General features: G+C 65.8%; 17 protein-coding genes. 6 read left to right on the forward strand and 11 right to left on the reverse strand.

The window, feature by feature from the left end:
- Positions 1–20: 20 nt before the first annotated feature.
- Both AB0C27_RS09800 and AB0C27_RS09805 read right to left on the reverse strand, forming a co-directional pair.
- On the reverse strand, positions 21–215 hold the full coding sequence (locus tag AB0C27_RS09800; protein WP_357840440.1) for a DNA-3-methyladenine glycosylase I: 195 nt from the start codon (positions 213–215) through the stop codon (positions 21–23).
- Positions 216–240: 25 nt separating this feature from the next.
- Positions 241–945, reverse strand: coding sequence for a hypothetical protein (locus tag AB0C27_RS09805; RefSeq protein ID WP_357840443.1), 705 nt, complete (start codon positions 943–945; stop codon positions 241–243).
- Positions 946–1,118: 173 nt separating this feature from the next.
- On the opposite strand from AB0C27_RS09805, the gene AB0C27_RS09810 reads away from it, so the two are divergent.
- Both AB0C27_RS09810 and AB0C27_RS09815 read left to right on the forward strand, forming a co-directional pair.
- Positions 1,119–4,538, forward strand: a complete 3,420-nt coding sequence (locus AB0C27_RS09810) for an Ig-like domain-containing protein (RefSeq protein WP_357840446.1) — start codon at positions 1,119–1,121, stop codon at positions 4,536–4,538.
- Between the two features lie 29 nt (positions 4,539–4,567).
- Entirely contained in the window at positions 4,568–5,146 is a 579-nt protein-coding gene (locus tag AB0C27_RS09815; protein ID WP_357840449.1) for a hypothetical protein, read from the forward strand.
- A 1,388-nt stretch (positions 5,147–6,534) separates the two neighbouring features.
- Here AB0C27_RS09815 and AB0C27_RS09820 read toward each other — a convergent pair.
- The 9 genes from AB0C27_RS09820 to AB0C27_RS09860 form a co-directional block, all read right to left on the reverse strand.
- On the reverse strand, positions 6,535–6,861 hold the full coding sequence (locus AB0C27_RS09820) for a hypothetical protein (protein WP_357840452.1): 327 nt from the start codon (positions 6,859–6,861) through the stop codon (positions 6,535–6,537).
- A gap of 204 nt (positions 6,862–7,065) precedes the next feature.
- Positions 7,066–7,854, reverse strand: coding sequence for a hypothetical protein (locus AB0C27_RS09825; protein ID WP_357840455.1), 789 nt, complete (start codon positions 7,852–7,854; stop codon positions 7,066–7,068).
- 132 nt (positions 7,855–7,986) lie between these two features.
- Positions 7,987–8,964, reverse strand: a complete 978-nt coding sequence (locus AB0C27_RS09830) for a thiopeptide-type bacteriocin biosynthesis protein (RefSeq protein WP_357840457.1) — start codon at positions 8,962–8,964, stop codon at positions 7,987–7,989.
- A gap of 47 nt (positions 8,965–9,011) precedes the next feature.
- The gene (locus tag AB0C27_RS09835; RefSeq protein ID WP_357840460.1) at positions 9,012–10,262 is read right to left on the reverse strand and encodes a lanthionine synthetase C family protein; all 1,251 of its coding nucleotides are present in this window, start codon (positions 10,260–10,262) and stop codon (positions 9,012–9,014) included.
- Entirely contained in the window at positions 10,157–12,901 is a 2,745-nt protein-coding gene (locus AB0C27_RS09840; RefSeq protein WP_357840708.1) for a lantibiotic dehydratase, read from the reverse strand. Before AB0C27_RS09840 ends, AB0C27_RS09835 begins: the two co-directional genes overlap by 106 nt.
- A 203-nt stretch (positions 12,902–13,104) precedes the next feature.
- Positions 13,105–13,239, reverse strand: coding sequence for a hypothetical protein (locus AB0C27_RS09845; protein WP_357840463.1), 135 nt, complete (start codon positions 13,237–13,239; stop codon positions 13,105–13,107).
- A gap of 29 nt (positions 13,240–13,268) precedes the next feature.
- Positions 13,269–14,510 (reverse strand): methyltransferase, FxLD system, encoded by a 1,242-nt coding sequence (gene fxlM, locus AB0C27_RS09850; protein WP_357840466.1) that lies wholly within the window; start codon positions 14,508–14,510, stop codon positions 13,269–13,271.
- A gap of 162 nt (positions 14,511–14,672) precedes the next feature.
- On the reverse strand, positions 14,673–14,885 hold the full coding sequence (locus AB0C27_RS09855) for a hypothetical protein (RefSeq protein ID WP_357840469.1): 213 nt from the start codon (positions 14,883–14,885) through the stop codon (positions 14,673–14,675).
- A complete protein-coding gene (locus AB0C27_RS09860; protein ID WP_357840472.1) occupies positions 14,882–15,364 on the reverse strand; it encodes a hypothetical protein in 483 nt (160 codons plus the stop codon). Before AB0C27_RS09860 ends, AB0C27_RS09855 begins: the two co-directional genes overlap by 4 nt.
- A 158-nt stretch (positions 15,365–15,522) precedes the next feature.
- Between AB0C27_RS09860 and AB0C27_RS09865 the strand changes: the two genes are divergently transcribed.
- The 4 genes from AB0C27_RS09865 to AB0C27_RS09880 all read left to right on the forward strand — a co-directional run bounded on the left by AB0C27_RS09865 (position 15,523) and on the right by AB0C27_RS09880 (position 19,502).
- Positions 15,523–17,307, forward strand: coding sequence for an ElyC/SanA/YdcF family protein (locus AB0C27_RS09865; protein WP_357840475.1), 1,785 nt, complete (start codon positions 15,523–15,525; stop codon positions 17,305–17,307).
- Positions 17,308–17,323: 16 nt separating this feature from the next.
- Positions 17,324–18,046: a WbqC family protein gene (locus AB0C27_RS09870; protein WP_357840477.1), complete on the forward strand. Its 723-nt coding sequence runs from the start codon at positions 17,324–17,326 to the stop codon at positions 18,044–18,046.
- 471 nt (positions 18,047–18,517) lie between these two features.
- The gene (locus AB0C27_RS09875; protein WP_357840480.1) at positions 18,518–18,883 is read left to right on the forward strand and encodes a hypothetical protein; all 366 of its coding nucleotides are present in this window, start codon (positions 18,518–18,520) and stop codon (positions 18,881–18,883) included.
- 157 nt (positions 18,884–19,040) lie between these two features.
- Positions 19,041–19,502, forward strand: coding sequence for a hypothetical protein (locus AB0C27_RS09880; RefSeq protein WP_357840482.1), 462 nt, complete (start codon positions 19,041–19,043; stop codon positions 19,500–19,502).
- Positions 19,503–19,862: the final 360 nt, after the last annotated feature.

Consider the following 19,862-nt stretch of genomic DNA (forward strand, 5'->3'; position numbering starts at 1 on the left):
TCGTGGCACTTGAAGGCGCTTCAGTGCCGCAGCCGGCCTGCCGCTGATCTCGGGAGGTAGCCGGGGCGGGCGAACGCTTGGTGGGCCGAGTGAGCCTCGGCCCGGATAACGCACCCCTCGACGTGGTCGTTGATCAGCCCCATCGCCTGCATGAACGCGTACACGGTGGTCGGGCCGTCGCCTGCCGCGATCCCCATTCCCGTGCACACATTCATGTGGCCTGACGATATCCGTGCCGGTTCAGATGGAGACCTTCCACTCATCGGTGAGCCAGGCCAGATCCGCTTGGTGGCGCTCGTGGGCGAGACGCTCACGTTCGAACAGGGCTTCTGACTTGGTCAGTACCAGGGTGTACGGGCGGCCCTGCCGCCTGGTCTCGTGATGGACAGGCAGCTCGGCCTCATCGATCCTGGCGTGGACGTGCCTGCGCCTGTCCTTCGCGAGCGGCCAGTCGACACCACGCCGCTCAGGGGCTCGGAGGAACGCGCCGAGCCTCTCGCACAGCTCGCACGCGCATCCGGTGGGCAGCTCGATCGACAAGTCGCCCGGCGCGCGTTGTGGCTGCGCCAGTAATGCGCGGATTCGGTCGGCACAGTTGAGGGCCAGTTCGTCGAAGCCCGCTCGGCGCGTCCCAGCGGCACGCAGCGTCGCCATCGCCAGGGCGTGCGTCCGATCAGCGGCCGTTCGCGTGAGCTTGTGGGCGTTGTTCAGAACGCCCGTCAATCCCAGCCCGGCCGCGGCCGCGATGATCCCGGAGCACGGCGCCCCCAAGGCTGTCAGCCATGCTTCCCGCCGGGAGGTGAGTGGCCCGTCGAGTGCTGGAGTGACCTGGCCCGCGAACATCGTCCATGACACTTCGATGATGCGGCGGGCGGCTGCGGTGGACGCGCCTCCCTCCGCCGAGAGCGCGGCACACAGGCGTGGGAGATCTTCGAACCAATCCAACGGTGCCTGGGCGAGGCCGTAGGAGCCGGGCCGCCAGCCCTCTGTCCAGTGGTGCAGCAGGCCATCCGTCCAGGTGTCGCCGTAGTGCGACGCGAGGGCCGCGAACCGTTGAGGAGGTCGAGGCCAACAAGATCGAGCTCACGCCGAATCCAGCGGACTCCTCGCCCATTTCCTTGGCAGAGTACGAGTCGTACGCGGACGAAGACCCGGAGGAGTTGCCCGTCGAGGTCGACAGCTCCCAGATCGAGCCGGTCGAGGAGGAGGACGATCCGCCTCCGACATCCCCTGGGCCGTCGTCTTTGAACGCGAACCCCTTCTTCGAGACAGAACTCGCGCCCTGGATCGTTGAAGGCGGAAGTCTCACCCGAACCCAGGCGGAGGCGCACGAGCACGACTATTCGGCGGTCCTGTCATCCGATGGCGCAACAGAAACTGTGCGGGTCCGTTCGGAAAGCGGCATAAAGGTGACAGCGGACACCGAATACGTGCTGAGGGGGTGGTTTCTCCAGCCCGAGGCCGCCGCTGAGATCGAGTACGGGATCGACTGGTTCAACGCGGGAGGGACGCTGCTTTCGACCAGTTCAAGCCGGCTCACCCCGGGACAAGGCGGTTGGTCGCGTAGCAATCGTTCCTACCGGGCTCCGGTGGACGCAGCCACCGCGCAACTAAGGGTGACGCTTGGTTCGGGTCCGGCCGCGAATGCGGTGACGTATATGGACGAACTGCTATTCGCACTTGCCCCCGAACCAGACACGATCCCACCCGCCATCGGCTCCACCACACCCCAAGAGGCGGCGATCGACGTTCCGCTCGCCAGCCCTGTGAGCGTGACTTTCAGCGAGCCCGTATCTGAGGTACGAATCACGCTCAAGGACGCTGCGAATGCGGAGGTCCAGGGCGTGAGCGCAGCGAACTCGCGCAGGACGACGTACACGTTCACGCCCGCTGCGGCATTGTCGGCCGAGACGGTTTACACGGCCGAGGTGAGCGGCGTCGTCGACGACGCGGGTAACGCGTTGCCGGCTCCGTTCACGTGGTCATTCACCTCAGGGCATGAGACCCAGGTCCCTCGGACGATCTCGTTGCCGGCTCAGGCTAACGGCTGGATCGACAGCATGGGTGGCAAGGACTTCACTGATGACACGCTGTACACCGGTGCCTACGGTGACTTCAGTCTGATGATCTACGAACGTACCTACCTGACATTCGACGCATCGGCTCTGAACGGAAAGGAGATCACCAGCGCTCAACTGGAGATGTGGAACACCGAGGTGTACGGCTGCGGCGATGCCGGGTCCGGCCTTCAGACTCACCGGATCACTGGTGCCTGGAACCCAAGCGCACTTACATGGAGCAATCAACCGGCCGCTACCGATGCGGTGGTCAGCCGCGAACCCGGGGTGTGCAACGAAGATCCGGAGTCCGGAGTGTTGTGGACCTGGCCGGTTACGCAGGCGGTGCAGGCTTGGGCCTCTAGCGGGACCGCATACGGCCTGATGGTGCGGGGGGTGGACGAGTCCGCGACCTCGCTTCCGTACGATCGCGGCTTCGTGTCCACCAGGACCGTCGACGGAGCGGAGCGCGCTCCGGTCCTCACGGTCACCTATCTGGATACCGAGGGCTCCGACCCGACACCCACCCCCGATCCCGAACCCGACTCAACGCCCCCCACGGTCGTAGAGGTAAATCCCTCGAACGGGGCCACAGGCGTTCCTGTTGATCAACAGGTGAGCGTCACCTTCAGCGAACCGGTTGCGGACGCTGAGTTCACACTCACGGACATCCTTGAGGAACGGCCGGTTGCTGGAACGGTACGGATAAATGCGGCACGGACGGTACTCACATTCACCCCGGAAGAGCCGCTCGATTGGTGGTACGAAGCGGAGGTGAGCGGCGCACGAGATGCGACGGGCAACCTGATGGCGCCTTATTCGTGGTCGTTCGAAGGTGATTGGTCGGCCCCCAACAAGCGAGCGTCCGACAAATCAGCAGAGGCGGGGCTGCTTCCGTCTGTCGGTGTCGCTTGGGCACGACCCTTCACCACCGCAAATGGCGCCACTGTCACATCGAGCGCCACCCCACAGTTGCACGCGCGGATAGTCGGCGCGGTACCGCAGCGGTCCAGCGTTGAGGTCGAGGTCAGGCACGCCCCTGATCGGACCGCTCAAGGTAGTGGGCTCATCTGGTTGGCCAAGACGGACGTGACGACGGGCACCACGGCACGTTTCCGAGTGCCGGAGGGCAAACTCGCCGACGGCTGGAAGGTCGTCTGGCGGATGCGGGTTACGGCGAACGACCGAGCAGGCGCATGGTCGGAGTGGAAGGACCTCACCGTCCGCGAACCCGGCACCGCTCCGGCATCGGTCACGACGGCGAAAGCGGACGACGACGAACTCGAGTTCCCGTACAACCATGTGAATTTCCAGGAGTGCGCCGACAATGTTCGACTGTCCGGGGCCCTGAGGCGCAAGCATGGCTGGATCAAGAACATGTACAGCTGGTGCAGCATGCGCGTCCTGGGCTCGGCACTGGAAAAGAAGGTCTACCGTAACGGCGTATACAAGAAAGAAATCGTCGGCCAGGTCGAGTTTCTATTCAGCGTAGCGGGCAAGACATTGTCTGGTGGCGCTAAGGTGATCGATAAAAAGCCGGGGCCCTACGCGGAAATCGACAAGGACAGCGGGGTGGACAGTCGTACCATTTACGCCTGGGCTCGTATAGATTATCCGCGCATCACCCAAGACTTGATCGCGCTGGGTGGCAAGCCGTACTTCACGGAGAACAATGTCACCATAACCGCAAATGTCCAAGGTACAGGCTCCCCTTCCGCAGGCGCCTGTAAAGCGAATAACCCCGCAGGTAAGCGGGCCACCATCGCGAATTGGCGAGCGGTCCCGCAGGTTACTATGTCGTTCTTCTCCGATAAGGCGGCGAGTTCTAGTCCGCACAATCTTGGGATCTGCACACTGTCCCCGCAACTGCGTCTCGAGACGCCAGGCAAGACCGGTAACATGCCCACCAACATGGCCAAAGAGCCGGTGCGATGCGACACCTCCGAGGACCTGGCGAAGCGGTACGGCGGATGCGTTTTCAGAAAGAAATCTTCCTACGTCGTACATCGGATCTGGGGCTATGAGGGTGGCGCAGCAGTTCAGAACGAGTCTACGGCGCTGATCGACGACGCTTTCGAGAGACCGGATAGCACGTGGCCGACGAAGCACGACGGGAGAAAGGTGATCCCCGGCGAATATAGCAGCGGCACCGAGATCCACCGCACTGCCAGCAAGGAGATCAACCTGAGCAACCGGGAGGACTCCGGAAGTTGGTGCTACGCCAGATGGCCGGGTGTTAATCCGGAGAAGCAGGAGCTCGACTGCGACGAATATCCCTTCGCGACAACACTCGAAGGATCATCGTCGATTAGCGGCAAGGCGCGCAACTTCGCCGTCAGATACGTCGATCGGGCACACAACCGAAGCGTGGGAGGAGCGCTTCCTAGCTTCTTCAATCAAAATCGAATACTAGGATCCAGCGTAGATGGAAAAAATGTGCCCAATCGCTATAACGCGTTTACGGTCAAAGTCGTGAACTGACCTGACCCCGTCTCGCCTATGATGTTGCCATGATCGGCGAAAACGACGGGCTTGCGTACGCTATGACCTTCAGCACCGGGCGGGAGCCCATCGATGACTTCTTGCCGAAGCTCGGTGGGGATCCCGTCTGGCTGGAGGCCCCGCAATGGCCGCTCTGCTACCGGCATGAGCGGCCGATGGGTTTCATCGGTCAGTTCAGGTTGCCCGGCGAACGGCTTCGCATGGCCTATCTCTTCATGGGCGTCCAATGTGAGCTGACCTTCGAACCTGATGCTGGTGAGAATGCTCTCATCGTCCAGCCCGGCCGTGTACCGAGCTTCATCGAGACGATTCCCGTCGCCGTCGGCGACTCCTTGGTCGGCCCCGAGCTTCTCATCGATCTGGAAGAGGTTGAACAAGCAGAGCTAGAACGGTGGGAATCCCATCTCTTGGGGGAGCCCGTGTGGCTGCAGCATCGGCAGTACCCGCCTGGAGGCCCATGGTCGTTCTTTTTCCAACTTGAATCCTCAATGGAGGGCGTGTACGAAGTGAATTTCGGCGATGGAGGCATCGGTTACGGCTTTCTTAGCGCGGACGAGGAGGAAGGGCGCTTCTTGTGGCAGTGCTGAGGTGCTCCGTATAGGCATCGCGAAGATGGTGTTCTACCACCAGCGGCAACCAACGTGTGCCACTGGCCTGCCAGTGGTGCGCGTTCGCTCACTTCAGCAGCGCGTCCAACTCGATTGTCTCTCGACGACGCTACCAAGGCTTGAGTGCTTCCCCTACGGCGTGGCCCGGCTCCCAACTAACGTCCGGCTTTGACTGGGGTCTGCCGACCTGGCGTGATCGTCACCGCCAGAGTCCTATTCGCACGTAAACATTTCCTTTCTTGCTCTCCTGCTTAGTCCGTTACCATTCGTGAGATCATGCACCAGCTACAGTGCTCTTCCGGATGGATACCCCGACCCGCGTCGCGGCTATATCCCGCGGGGTGGTGTTGAGGGCGTGTGAAAAGATTTGGGAGGGCGTTCGCTATGGCGATGCAGCAGGCTCTGAGGTCGCGGTCAGGTACACCCAATCTTTAGCCTGGTGGCGATACTTGTTTCAGCCTGAATCCACAGCTTGAAATCTGATGCGCATGCCGCGAAATGTGGCGAGGCGCCGCCTGGCCCGGGAAGATTGGAGTTCTCTGCGCTTCAATCAGCCAGTTCAGAAGGGCACCTCGTAAGTGCGATTCTCCCACGCCGCCAGCGGCCAACGCGTCGTCCACGCTGGGCTCGTTCCTGCGCGCCTTGACCTTGGGTAACGTTCGCCAGCTGGACAAGGTCGCCCGCCAGGTGCCGGCCGCGCCGGCCACCTGCACCCCGGTGCTGCCCGGCAAAGAGGTGCTGGCCTTTCTACATCGACTCGATGCAGCGGCGCACCTACGGCTACGGCAAGCAGGGCTCCGGGTTCGGCCATACGAAGATCCAGGGAGTGCGACACGAGGTCGCGCATGACGAGTGAACACGCAGATTGGAGGCCGGTTATGCCGGGTGTGTAGTTCCCGATCAGTGTTCGAGATCGGTCCTCGCCCCGACGTGCGCCCGCAGGTCTTGTGTGCTGGGGGTACGGAGCTCGGGGAAGACGCCCAAGGGCCCCTGTTCCGTCCGGGGGAACGACCGGGCAAGGGGAAGGCCGGACGGGTGAACGCGAGTGAACCTCCTGATGAAGCCTCGTGATCTTCAGCCTTGGCAGACGGGATGATGACCAGGGTGGCAGGGCCTGGCCGCTGGAAGAGGCGGCAAGCGGCGACCGGATGACCTTGGCTGGTCGTGTGAACACCGCTGGCCTCGGGGTTTAGGGAGGCGCCCTCCCCGGCCGCATCTCGTGTGCGTGGAACGTGGAAACCCCGTCGGAGTCCGGACCAGTCGGGTTCGGCGCAATCCGACGGTCTTGCACGCGCGTCGGAGCAGGTCGGACAGCTGGTCTTCGGTGAAGCCGCCGTGGACGGGGACGCCATTCATGCTTGCCAGGCTCACACCTTGGTCGGGGGCAGCGCCAGCACTTCGTTCAACTCTCGTGCTGGTCGGGTCGCGCGCAGGCGGGCGGGGATGGCGACGATGACGTCATGGGCGCGGACGTCCAGGATACGGGTCCGGTGTCCGGCCGGGACGCTGAGATATACGCTGATGGCCAGCTGGCAGGCGTCGTCGAGGCAGTGACCCTGGGCGAGGCAGATCGCTTCCTCGAGGTGTAGCAGGGCAGGGTCGATGCACGGGTCGTCGCCGTAGAGTTCGAGTGTGCGCTGCTGGGCTGCCCGGGCCTTTGCGCGCTGGCCGAGGTGGGTGAAGACGCCGCTCATGTAGAGGAGCAGGCGCCGCTCAGGGAAGCCGAAGGCGTCGTGGTCGTCCTGGCCTCCCGGTGCCGCGGACGGCTTCTTCCTTGAACTCCGGCGAGAACTGCCTGCGACGCCTCGTCACGTACCTACCTCTTCCAGACCGCTGTCAGCTTATGTAGCTGGCTGTCCGGAATCTTCTAGCCACCTCACATCGGACACTGGGATCCCTCATTTGTCTTGAAGAGCGCGGTTGATGGCTCTAGTGAGGTTGCCGCGGTCGGTGTAGAGATTCCTGGCAAGCTCGGCCATGGTGATCAGCTGGTTGGGGCCGATGAGGCCGGCGGAAGCGTGGGCGGAGTTCAGGAAATGCTGGCGGGCCGTCATCGCGCGATGTTGGGCGGCTTCCTTGCGAAGCCAGGGGAGGGCGAGTGCGCGGAGGATCTCTGCTTTGTCCTCCAGGTCGGCCTTGCTGAAGGTGTCGGCTCGTTCGGCGAGATCGGCGATCAGTTGATCGATCGCTTCGGCGAAGGCGTCGCCGGTGTTCTGAATGTCTTCGGGGGCCAGATCTACGACGGGGTAGAGCCCCGCGTTCGATGGATCCCCATAGGGCGAGTCGATACGGACGATCACGCTGCCGCCGAAGGCTCCAGGAAGGACGACGACGGCGTCGGGTCCCCAACCGGAGATGGCCTCGATGATGTCGTCTCTGATGGCCGTCGAGACGATGACGCGTTGGACGTCGAGGAATGCGTCTTCAGCATTGTCGTAGCCGGTTAGGTAGACGCTGGGTTCGCCGGACCCTTCCCTGCCGAAGGGCTCCTCGGTGGTTCTGACGAGGAAGCCCCCGTCCAGGGAGCCTCCTGAGATGCGCGCGCTGGAAGAGGTCAGCATGATTCCTCGCGGGCGGGGTATCGCCATGGTCATCTCTGGCGGGCCGATTTTGGCGTCGCTGAGCTTGTCATCGCTGGTTACCGTGCCGCGTACCTTCAGCGCCTCCGCGAGGACCTCGTATCTCATGATGGCTCCTGTGTGTGTATGACTGACACACCTCGCCCTACCCAGCAATGGGCGACGCAACTTGCAGGTAGAAGATGTGGACCATCGACGATTTGGTGTTTCTCTGTCGATCACACGGCGCTGCACCTGCCCCTACCGCCCGGTGGGGAGGAGCGTCTTGGAGGCGGCGCGACTGAGGATGCCCTGCGTGGTGGCGGGCAAGCCGAGACGGTTCCAGTGGAAGATCACCAGATGGGTGATGACGTGGCGGATGCCTCGGTCCAGACGGCCGAAGGATGCGGCTTCGCCGAGGCGCTGTCCGGTGTCACGGAAGGCAGCCGCCCAGGGCACGGCGAAGGCGCATGGTCCGTCTGGGGCGATCGAGCCGATATCGCAATCGACCAGAGGGCGGATCCGCTCGACCAAGTCCTCCAGGCGATCGGGAGGTGTGTTGGCGGGGAGAGGGCGTAGCTCGGAAACGCGGTTCCATAGGTTGCCACGCTCGAACCGGTCCAGTCCGGCGGCGCTCAGGAGGGTGGCACAGAGCAGAATCGACACCTCTTTGCGGTTGACGTCCGGTGAGGGCTGCCGCAGGTAGGCGAGGATGTGGTGGCTGTCGGTGCTGAACAGGGCGTGGGCGATCTCGGTCCCCACCGGCCCGCCGAACGAGGCGTCTTCGGGTTCGTAGATGGCGGGCCACCAGCGGGTGAGTACCCCGGATACGGTCAGATCGTTCAGCACGGCGTTGACGGCCGCCTTCGCCTCGGGGACGAGGCCGCTGAGTGGGCGTAGCCGGAGCCGCCAGCATGGGTGCTTGCGGATGAACCACCACTCGCCGATCAGCTTGCGTTCTTGGAGGTGGTTCAGACGTGGGCCGAGGTCGGTTACGGCGGCCTGCTCGGCGGTGTTCCAGCCGGCGAACTGGGTGCGGATGCTGTACCAGCCGTGATCGGCCGTGCGGGCCTCCAGAGCCTGGTATCCGGCTGCTTGGTAGGCCTCGACGGCGTCGTTGAGGATCTCGGCGCGGGTGTTGATCGCGGCTGCGGCCACTTTGGCGGGGGTGCCGGCCAGGACGGCGAGCACGGCCTCGGCCAGCTTGTTCGGTGGTACGGGCGAGCGTGTGGAAGGCATGTGTTTCCGTCGAAGTTGGAGGGCGGCGGCTGGCCCGTCTTGTTCGTTCAGCGGAGTAGAAGGCAGGTGTCCCAGGTGGTGGTGGGTGCCGCGTCGTGGGCGAGGGTGTGGAGGGCGAGCCCGTAGCCGGCGAGTCCGGTCAGGAATCCCGGTGGTGTGTTGGTCGCGGCGGGGCCGTTCAGCAGCAGTTCCGCATCGCGGGAGATCGGTAGATGGGGTGGTGTGATCGCGTCGGTCGCGAAGGCGGTCACCGTCATGAACAACCCCGCGGTGCCGTGGCACAGGCTCTGGTCGATGATCCGCCGTAGTTGGTGCGGATCGTTGAGGCAGCCGTTCAGGGCGGATTCGGCGGTGGTCCTGCGGGTGGTGTCGCCGGTGGCGAGGGCTGCCAGTTGCTGGGCGCGGGCCAGGCCGGGAGTGCCGTAGCACCAGGAAGGACGTTGTGGCCCAGGTTGAAAGGTGCGGCCCTGCTGGAACTCCGCGAGGGTAATGGTTTCGGGCCACCAGGGGGCACCGAGGTGATCTTGTTGCCAGGCGTCCAGCCAAGCGCAGATTCGGCCGATGGCCTTCAGCTGGCCTGGCATGACCAGACCGGCTCTGGCGGTGAGCGCCAGCAGTGCCAAGGGGCCGGCGATGCCGTGGGCCATCCCGTTGTTGCCGTGCCCACCAGGTGGAGCGGCTGCGGTGCGCTGAGCTGAGGACAACGTCCACCAGCCCGGCAGACCGTCTATCGGTTCGGTGAGCCGGATGAGGTAGGTCAGCACGTCCTTGATCAGGTCATCACCGGGGGCATGCCGCCACAGGTGGGCGCCGAGACCGGTAAGGCCGCTGATCAGATCATATTCGGCCAACACAGGCCGCTCACTGCGCTCCATCCGCCGGGAGGCGGCGGCAAGCCGGTCGCGAGTGAGAGTGGCGACGGCCTTGTCCAGGAGGGCCTGCGTGGGCTGGTAGCAGGCCTGGGGAGTGGGGTGGAGGGCGAAGGCAAGAGCAGGCGCCCCGTGATAAAGACTGGCGCCCTTCCCAGCGGCGAGTTCGTCGCGGGTTGCGGCTCTCAACCAGTCGTGCGCCTCCTGCCACCCGGCGTGGCCCGTGCTGGCGCGTTCGATGTGGAGAAGCGCGATCCCGGCGGCTCCGCCGCTGAGCGACTGAGGTGGCCGCCCGATGGGATGGGATGCCTGGAGCCGCTGGGCTATGGCGTCGGCCTCGTGGCAGGCCCGCTGGCGGAGGTCGACGGGCCGTTCCCCTCGCCTCGTGCGATCAAGCTCTCGGCGAGGGCTCGGGCAATGCGCAGACATGTCCCCTCCGACGCGGTATCGGTTCCGATCATGCGGGCGTGGTGTAGGTGCAGGAGGTCGCTCAGAACGGTGTCCACGTCACTGGCGTTGAGCAGGGCCCGATAGGCGGCCAGTGACGTACGCCGCCGCTCGATCAGGCTGAGAGGAAGGGCTGCTGGGTGTCTGGCTTGCATCACCACGGTGCGATCGAGCGCGTGGGCGCCGCCGTGGACAAGGTGTTCGACGAGCCAGGACAACCCGTTCATGCCGAGGAACTCCGTGGCAAGGTCGACCAGACCAGCCGCCGTCGCGGCCTGAGCGTTGGCCGAGGTGCTTAGCTGGGCGACCGCGACCGCGGAGTCGGCGGCGAACACGGCCTCGGCGGCGGCCAGAGCAGGGCCGGTGCCGAAGCGGCCGGTCTCGGGCCGGTAGGTGTCAAGGCAGAGATCGCGGAGCAGTCCGGTGCGGTGAAGGGTGCGTGCCCACTGTCCGAGCGACCGGGCGGCGGCTCCGTACCGGTCGCTGTCGTGCAAGGGCAGCCGGACCCGCAGATGTGGTGCGGGAGTGTCGTACCGGATGAACCACCAGCCATCGTGCGGGCCGTGGTCCCAGCTGGCGAGCAGGTCCGGCAGGTGGGTCGTGAGCAGGTCGGTTTGTCGTTCTGGGTGGCCGAACAGTTGTGCGTACAACCAGGGTGAGTCGCCGGGCAGATGGCCGGGACTCTGGTGGATTCGCTCGCGCCGCACGGGGCGCGGCAAGGGGCGGGGTCGGGCGGTGGATGCGAGAGGGACGACGATCTCGTGAGGGCGCCCGTTGAGCCAGGCGTCGTCGCTCCCGTCCTCGATCAACTGGGCCACGCCGGTGCGGTGAAGGTGGCGGTGCAGCAGCGCCAGGTGCGCGGCCTGGGTCAGGTCCAGCCGGATAAGGACGTCGTCGTCGCCGAATCGCACCACGTCGGGGATATGGCGTGCTTGGCGGTGCGTGCGGAAGCGTTCGACCCACTCCCGAGGGCCGACGGGCAGGTCGGTGGCGGTGAGGGTCCACCGCGCCGGGCTCAGGACCGTACGGCCGTATCGGACGCGCGGGAGGAAAGCGAACTTCTCGGCGATGCGGCCCCAGGCGAAGGTGGTGCAGGGCGTAGAGGTCGCGGTGCTGACTTCGCACAGGAACCGGGCCAGCGGGTGAGCGACGTGACGCAGGTTGATCGCGTTCATCATCAACGGCTCCACGGCGCGGCCGTGCGTGAGCGAGACCAGGATCAGGTGACGGGCGTCGGCAGTGACCGCCAGGTCGTCGAGATCGACCGCAGACTCGGTCGGGTGACGGTGTTCTCCCAACGACAGCACCGGCAGTATCTGCTCGGAGCGGGCCAGGCCGTCGGTGCGGGCTCGCAGCGGCGGGACTGACAACTGCACGGCCATTGCGCCGTCCGTGCTGGTGGGGAGGTGGCGGTACGCCTTGATGATCCGGTTCTGGTCCGACGCGGGAAGAAGGTGCAGGAATCGGCCTACCGAGGTGCCGGCGTGCCGTGACGCGCACACCACGGTAAGGGTGAAGTCCCCGGTGTCCAACGCGGATGGAGTCGGAGCGCTGATGCTGACTCGCACCTCGGTATGCGGGACCGCTTCTGCCTCGCCGCCCGTCTCCAGCTCGGCCAGTATGTCCTCGGTGAGGACCAGCTCGGTGTTTCCGTCCAGGGCGGCTTCCTGGGCCAGGACTGCCAAAGCGATGTCTCTGCGGGTCGGCGCGGGGTCGTGGGCGATGAGTGAGCCGCGGAACCCGGCGGGGTAGCCGAGTCCTCGATCGGGGTTGAGGAGCTCCCGGACTTTCACCAGAGCTCCAGGGCCATAACGTTCGACGAACGCGGCGTGGTACGCCTGCCACGCGGGCCGCCTGGGAGCCAGCCGGACCAGGGCCGCAGCTGCTGCCTCGACCTCGTCGATCACGCCGGGAGGCAGGCTGATCGAGCAGTCCAGCCGCAGGCTGACCGCCACTCGTGTCCCCGGGTCCGGGACGGCGGGGCCGGTTTTCAGATCGTCCAGTTGGGCGGCGATGTGGGCGAGGGGGTCGGTGACGGTCATCGGCGCCCGCAGGCTGGTGAGCAGGATCCGCAGCCGCACCAGCTCGGCGAGCATGCCTTCGATGGCCGTGGCAGGCACCTGGGGAGACTCGGCGACCAGCTTCGCCAGCAGATCACCGAAGACGATCGGGGTGGCGGCTTCTTCCAGAGCCATGCGGACCGCCGCCGTGTGGCGTACGGACACCTCCGACACTGTGCCATCAGCGCCGAGCTGGAAGGGCAGCACCCAGTCGGGCCCTCGCGCGAACCCCAGGTTGTTCGCCTGGACCTGCAGCAGGGCCGGCTGTTCCTCCAGCGCACTGATCGTCTTGGCGAGCCACAGGGAATCCGGCCGGAGCACGGCGGTATGCCGGTCACCGAACACGACCGAGGCGGTGGGGGCCATGGCGGCGGGAGCGATTCCGGCGAACAGACCGAACGGCGTGGCGCGGCTGGTCCAGCGCAGGAGATAGCGCATCAAGGCCTCGGCCGCGCGATGGAGCTGACGCGGCCGAAAGGCGGTCGCGTCGTCGCATATGGCGGTGAGGACGCGAGCCAGATCAGGGCTGGCGAGCGTGACGGCTTCGCGTACTCGCGGCATCGGCCAGACCTCACCGATCCACGCGGCAGCGCCGCAGGCATCGTCGTCGGTGAGGTCAGGCCATGGTGGCAGAACCAAGTCTTTCGGATAGGCGGCGACGCGAATGACGACCGCGTCCACGGCTCGAAAGCGGTGCATCTGGCCGTTCCTCTGTTGAGGGTGGCGTTCCGGCCGCGCGAAGCAGCCGGAACACCGGGAAGGGGTCAGCAGTTGGCGATGCCGGCGCTGCCGGGGGTCTCGCCGCAGCCGTCGCTGGTGCAGTCTTCGCTGTCGGGTCTGGCGTTCTGGAGCTCGACCTTCAGGAAGCGGACGTTGAGCTTGAAGTCGTTCGGGTTCATGGCGATCCTTTCGATGAGGAATGGAGGGGTTACCTGGCCGGCGGCCAGGAGATCACGAGACGGGTGTGCTTCTTGTCCAGGACGTGCCCGTCAGGCAGCTCGGCGTCCGGCGTGCCCGTCGGATGAACCGACAGGCGAGGGCTCGGCCGTCCGGCCGAATCCCATGCGGCGATCTTGTCGGCCAGTCGCCGCGCAGTTCGCTCAGCCTGCGGGCCGTGGGCGAAGGCTCCGAACTCGAAGACGTCACCGTCGAGGGGGCGGGGCTTGGGACGGTAGGCGAGATTAGGGCCGTCCACGAACGCCGGTGTGCCGTATCGCCACGGCAGCACCACGACGCCGTCGTCGAGAGCCTGCTGCGATGCGGTGATCAGGCTGAAGCCGGGCAAGCTGGTGGCCAGCCATAGATCCTGATCGCTGTAGCGGGCTCCGGCGTCCACCGTGATGCCGGTCCACACCTCCACGCGAGGCTGATCCAAGACACCGGCCAACGCCTCCGCGCTGACGGTGTTCTGCTCGTCCTGCCACAGGCCGACCGCGTGATCAGCGCTGGCGTCGAGCAACGGGGTCGCAGTTCCCTGGTGCGCACCCACGCCCTGCATTGCGACGAAGCCGCACACCTGATGATCGCGGCTCACCAGGGTGCTGCCCTGACGCTCCAGCACCCAGGACCTGGTCATGCCCCAGGTACGCAGCGGCACGACCAGCCGGCCGCCCTCGGCGAGTTGAGCGGGCCAGGCCGGGGGCACGTCCCACGAGCCGACCGTGACGATGATCGCGTCGAACGCACGGTCTGTCTCGACCTCGAACTCGGCGTCCGCGCAGAGCACCTCCACGTTGCCGTAGCCCGCGTTCGCCAGGAACCGCTTGGCACGGTCGGTGACTTCAGGGTCGATGTCGATCGTGGTCACCGAACCTGTCGGTCCAATGACCTCTCGGATCAATGCCGCGTTGTAACCGCCCGACCCGACCTCCAGCACCCGGTCACCGGACTTGAGGTCGGCCTGGCCCAGCATCATCGCCTGAAGCCAGGGCGCCGACACCGAGCTCATGGAGGTGCCTCGTTCGTTGCGCTTGGTGACGATCGCGTTGTCCTCGTAGGCGGTGCGCAGGTCCGTGTCGCCCGTGAACAGATGACGGGGCACTGTGCGTAGTGCCCGCTCGACCTCCGGCGGCAGGTCCAGACCCAGCCTCTGGTATCGGGCCGCGATCTTCTCGACCATGGCGTCACGCAGGACCGCTACGTCGTCCTGGGCGGCGTTGTCGGTGGTCACGGGTGGGTCCCCTCTTCTTGGGCGATGGTGGTTGTTCAGTAGCTGCTACGCGAGTTGGTCGCGCCGTCCCCGTGCCTCACAGGAGGAACGTGTCGGGCTCAGGCCGTTCCCCGCGGCGCACGTGCTCGGCACGGTGCGCCTCGGCGAGGGCGATGTAGATGTTCACGCCTTGCGGTGGCGGCCCCGGCCGGTCTCCTCATAACCGTCGCCGGTGTGGCGCAGCACGAAGAAGGTGCCGCCCCCAGACGCGAATTCATACAGGCCACAGCACGAGGTATGCGTGACCCGAAGCACGCTGCCCGGCGTGTACGGCTCCCACTCGAACGCGGGCTCCTCCTGCTGAACTGCTTGTGTGGCCGCCACCTCCCGTGTCATCCCTTGGGCTCCCTCTGGAGCGCAGGAAGTGCCTGCCAGTCAGGTGGTGCCACACCCTTCATGAGCTGCCACAGCTCGTCGGGGCTGTCAGCTTGGTAGCCGTCGATCGTCTCTGGGCGTGGATGCTCCAGCCGGCGGAGAGGACCACGTACGAACAACAGCCGTGCCCCGATCTCGTCGAGCCGTGCCCGCCGCCGAGCGGCGACGTGCTTTCCGCCCAAGTGGTGTGCGGTGGGCAGAACCACTCCATAGGCCCTCGACAGGAGCAGGACGTCCAGCAGCCCGGCGAAAGCCGGAGACTCGGCCGATGCGGTTCCCCGATCGGTGAACATGCCACAGAGCTCCAGTTCGTGCTGGTCGCAGTATTGCGTGAGGGCCAACGTCAGCGCTGCCTGCCACTCGGGGGTGGAGCGGTGCAGCCGCAGGTACCCGTAGACGATCGGGCCGTCCACATCGTGTTGTTCGGTGAGTGTCCACAAGGGCGCCGTCCTTACCGTGCTCGGGGTCCGTTGGCCCGCTCTTCGAGCATGGCCAGCTCCGGCCCGGCTGGATACGACCCGCTGTCGCACTTCCGTTGCACTTCCGTAGTCCCTTGGTGTCTCTGCGTGCTTCCATGGCCGTGGAAGGGAGCAGCGACATGACGACCGTGCATGAGTGGACCGGCCTTGAAGCCCGTGCGCTTCGTCTTGCCCTGCGGATGAGCGTGCGGGTGTTCGCCCAGCACCTCGGCGTGGCCGCCCGCACCGTGGCCAAGTGGGACCAGCTCGGCCCTGCCACCCGGCCACGCCCCGACACCCAGGCCATCCTGGACACCGCCCTCGCCCGTACGGACTCGGCGATCCACCTGCGTTTTGAGACCTTGCTCCTGGAGCTCGGCCAGAACACCGACCACGGGCTACGAGTCACTCGCGTGGGCCCACGGGCCTGGGACTACGAGACCTGGACGGACGACCTGGACAGGGCCGTGGTCGCCCTCAGCCGCCAGAGCTTCCCCTACGCCAACGACCTCCTGAACCGATGGCTCAGCCGCTACGACCCCCACGCCCTGGACGACAAGGGCCTGTACCTGTTCGCGCGTTCCACGACACTGCTCGGCGACCTCCAGCGCGACCAGGGCGCAGTCGCCGGCCCTCTGTCCGCTCGCCGCTGCTACCTCAACGCCCGCTCGATCTACAGCCAGCTTGACATCCCCCGGCGCATCGCCCAGCTCGACCTGTCGCTGGCCGTCGTCGCCGAGATGTCGGGCCGGTTGGACGCGGCCGCCAAGGAGTATGAGGCGCTGGCGGTGGACGACCGCCTCTCCCCGCGTGATCGGACACGAGCTCGGCTGTGGGTCGGCACCACCCTTAGCAAGAGCGACCAGAACGACTACGCCGCTCGCCTCATGACGACCGCCATCCGAGAGTTCGACAGCCTCGGCGAACCGGAGGACTGGTCCGTCGCGCACCAGAAGCTCGCCTTGGCCCACCGCGGCTCCGGCAACCTCCCGGAGGCGCTCCGCCTGATCGACCTCGCCCGCGCCACCGCCGTCACCGACGCGCCCATGCAGCGCGTACGACTGGAGACGGCTTACGGGCACATCCTGCTATCGGACCGGGCCACCGTGGATGATGGGCTGGTGATCCTCGACCGTGCCGCACGCGAGGCCGCTCAACATGGGCTCGCACACCAGCTGCGCAGTATCGAGGGCATCCAGCGGACCATCCAGGGGGAGATCCGTCTCCCTCTGCCACGGCGACCAGGGAGCAACCGAGTGAGCGTCAAGCAGCAGGTCATCACCGACGAGCAGTGGCGGCACGCCCGCACCATCTGGGACTACCACCAGATGCACCACGACCTGCGCCGGTGTGATGTGGCCATCGGCCTGGGCAGCCACGACCTCGGTGTGGCGCGTGCGGCGGCCGAGTTGTACCGCGCCGGCTGGTTCCCTCTGCTCGTCTTCTCCGGCGCCACCAGCCCCACCACCGCAGCCCGCTTCCCCCGTGGTGAGGCGGTGCACTTTCGCGAGCACGCGCTCGAACTCGGTGTGCCCGACGAGGCGATCCTGCTGGAGTCAAACGCCACCAACACCGGCCAGAACATCGCCCTGTCCCGCCAGGTGCTCGCCGACGCGAGCGTTCAGCCGGGATCGGTGCTGCTGATCTCCAAGCCGTACATGGAACGCCGGGCGTACGCCACGGCGCGCAAGGTGTGGCCGGAGGTCGAGGTGGTGTGTGCCTCGGAGCCGCTGGAGCTGGACGACTACGTCGGCTCGATCGGCGATCCGAAGCTGGTCATCGACATGCTCGTCGGCGACCTCCAGCGCGTGATCGAGTACCCCAAGCTCGGCTACGCCATCGAGCAGCCCGTCCCTGGAGAGGTCCATGACGCCTACCAGGCTCTTCTCCGCGCCGGATTCGACAGCAGGCTTCTCACGCCCTGACCTGCCGTACGGCGAGGTGTGCGCCGTTCACCAGCCCAACCTCTTCCCCCGGCTGGCGACCCTGGCCAAGCTGTTCACCGCCGACTACTGGATCGTCCTGGACGACGTGCAGTTCGCCCGCAGGGACTACCAGCACCGGGCGCGCCTCGCCTCACTCGACGAGTCTCGGAAGCAGCAGTGGCTCTCCATCGCCACCCATCTACCGCACGGCCGCTCCACCTCCATTCGCGGAGCGCGTCTGGCGGATCCCGTCCGCTGCCGACGCCGTGTCGCTCAGCTTCTTGCTGATCACTACCGGCACAGCACCTACTGGCCGTCGTTCAAGCGGCTGCTCGAACCCGTGCTGGCCGCATTCGAGCGCACAGACCGGCTGGCGGAGGTGACGGAGCTGTCCACACGCCTGCTGCTGGAACTGGTCGGATGGTCGGGACGGATTCTGCACAGTAGCGATCTGCTCGCCCGAGGGGAACGCTCACAGCGGCTGGCGGACCTCGCCTGGCTGACCGGCGCGACGACCTACCTCTGCGGAACCGGGGGCATCCGTTACCTGGACCCGGCGGCGTTCCGGGTCCACTCGATCGAGGTTCTTTCATTTCGGACACCCGCCTCGGGTTTTTGGGCTTCCGCCCGGGAGGTGAGCGCTGTACATGCCCTGATGCTCGCCGGATCGCATGGCCTGCAGCACGAGTTGGCGGCGCTGAGAGCTCGCGTCACCGCCAAGGAGCCTGTACGGGCGTAGGCCCGGGTTCCGAGGTGGCGCAGGTGCGGAGGCTCACCGAGGCAGCGTCGGCTCCAGACACCGAGCTGGAGATTCGGCGGGAGATCTTGTTCAGTACCCCCGAGATCCGAGGATTCTGCCGGGACGCCGACGACTGGCAGATCCTGCCGGATGCCCGCGACAGCACCTCGACCGCAGATGCTGCTCGGTAAGCACTCGGTCGGGCGGCGGCGCGGGGACGCCTCGATCGCGGGCTTCGCACCGTACTCACCCACGTACTGATCTTAACGACTTGACCCCTGACGTGAAGTCGAGCCCCGATGGAACCGATCGCACCCGCCCGGATGCGACGACCACCAATCACAGGAGAACCCACGAATGATCGAAGCGACCCAACCGCAGCAACGATGGAAGTGGATGCGCGCACCAGACCGGATGGTGTGGCAGTGCGTGTTCCCCGGAGAACATGATCAGGTAGCGCGAGCTCGGTTCATGGTCGAGGTGCTGTTCACCGGGACGGGCCGCGAGGCCGACGCGGCGCTCATCGTCTCAGAACTCGCGACGAACGCCCTGCCGCACACCCGATCAGGACAGGCAGGGGGCTGGTTCGGCGTGGAGGTCAACCTTCCCGAGGACGGTCCGGCCTACCTCGGCGTCTGCGACCTCGGAGGGGCAGGAAGGCCCCGATTCAAGCGGCAGCAGGCGAAAAGGCAGCCGAAAGTGGGCGGGTATGGGCTCATGATCGTCGGAGATCTTGCCCTGACGCTCGCCGAGGTCGGAAGTCCGGCGGTCGGGCACACCGTCTGGGTTCACCTGGAGGTGAAGGACGCCGAGCAGGCGACCGCCGCAGCCGGATGAGTACGGTCCGCCTGCTGCTATCAGGCCGACCACTCAGCGGTACGGACGGCGACGTCTGAACGCGGTGCCCATCCGATGCACGGATGGGCACCGCTGCTTCCTTGAGCCGTCATCCCACGCGGAGTGGCTCCGGATGGTCGGTGCTGGTGCCGATCAGGTGGCCGTGCAGGAAAGTGCTGATGGCCTCGTACGCCTTGAGCTCGTTGGCCCGGTTGGTGATGTCGAGGAGATCAGATCGATGATGGAGGAGGTCGGTGATCTGGTGCGGCTCGTCGGGGAGGCGGATGCGGAGGACAACGCCCTGCTGCACACCCGCTCCGGCCGCGCTGGAGGCTGGTTCGGGGTGGAGATGCATCACCCGGAGAAGGGCCCGGCCTACCTCGGGGTCTGTGACCTCGGGGGAGCAGGCAGGCCGCTGCTCGACCGCCGCCCAGCAAGCGGAACGCTGACGGTGGGCGGGTTCGGGGTCGCGATCGTCAGAGATCTCGTCGTGCAGCTCTCCCAGATCGGCAGCCCGGCAACGGGACACACGGTGTGGGTCCATCTCGACATCGACGCCCATAACCATTGGGCGAACGGCAGCCGTAGCGAAATGAAGGGGGTCGGCCTGCTGCTATAAGGCCGGCCTCTTCGTGCGTATAGGTTCATACGCCGGGAAAAGAACGCGAGCACCATGGTTCGAAGGCCGTTCTCACGAAGCTGCACTCTGGCGCGGTGACAGCGCGCAACTGTTCCGTGCTGATGTGCGACTGGGCCTTCACCCACGAGAGTGGCGACTAGATAGACGGCTTAAATCTGCGGTTCAGCGGCACCCGCGGATGTCGTCGACACGGTCAGTCGCGAAGCATAGACAGTCGTTTCATCATCTTGTGTGCTGTGTCTTGCAGATGATAAATGAGTCTGCCACAACCGGTCAGCGTTGCCTCGTTGCACTCGCTAGCTGCCGCCAAGGAAGTAAGATCCCGCAGGTCAAAGGCTG

The organism is Nonomuraea sp. NPDC048882, assembly GCF_040649755.1.
Lineage (GTDB): Bacteria > Actinomycetota > Actinomycetes > Streptosporangiales > Streptosporangiaceae > Nonomuraea > Nonomuraea maheshkhaliensis.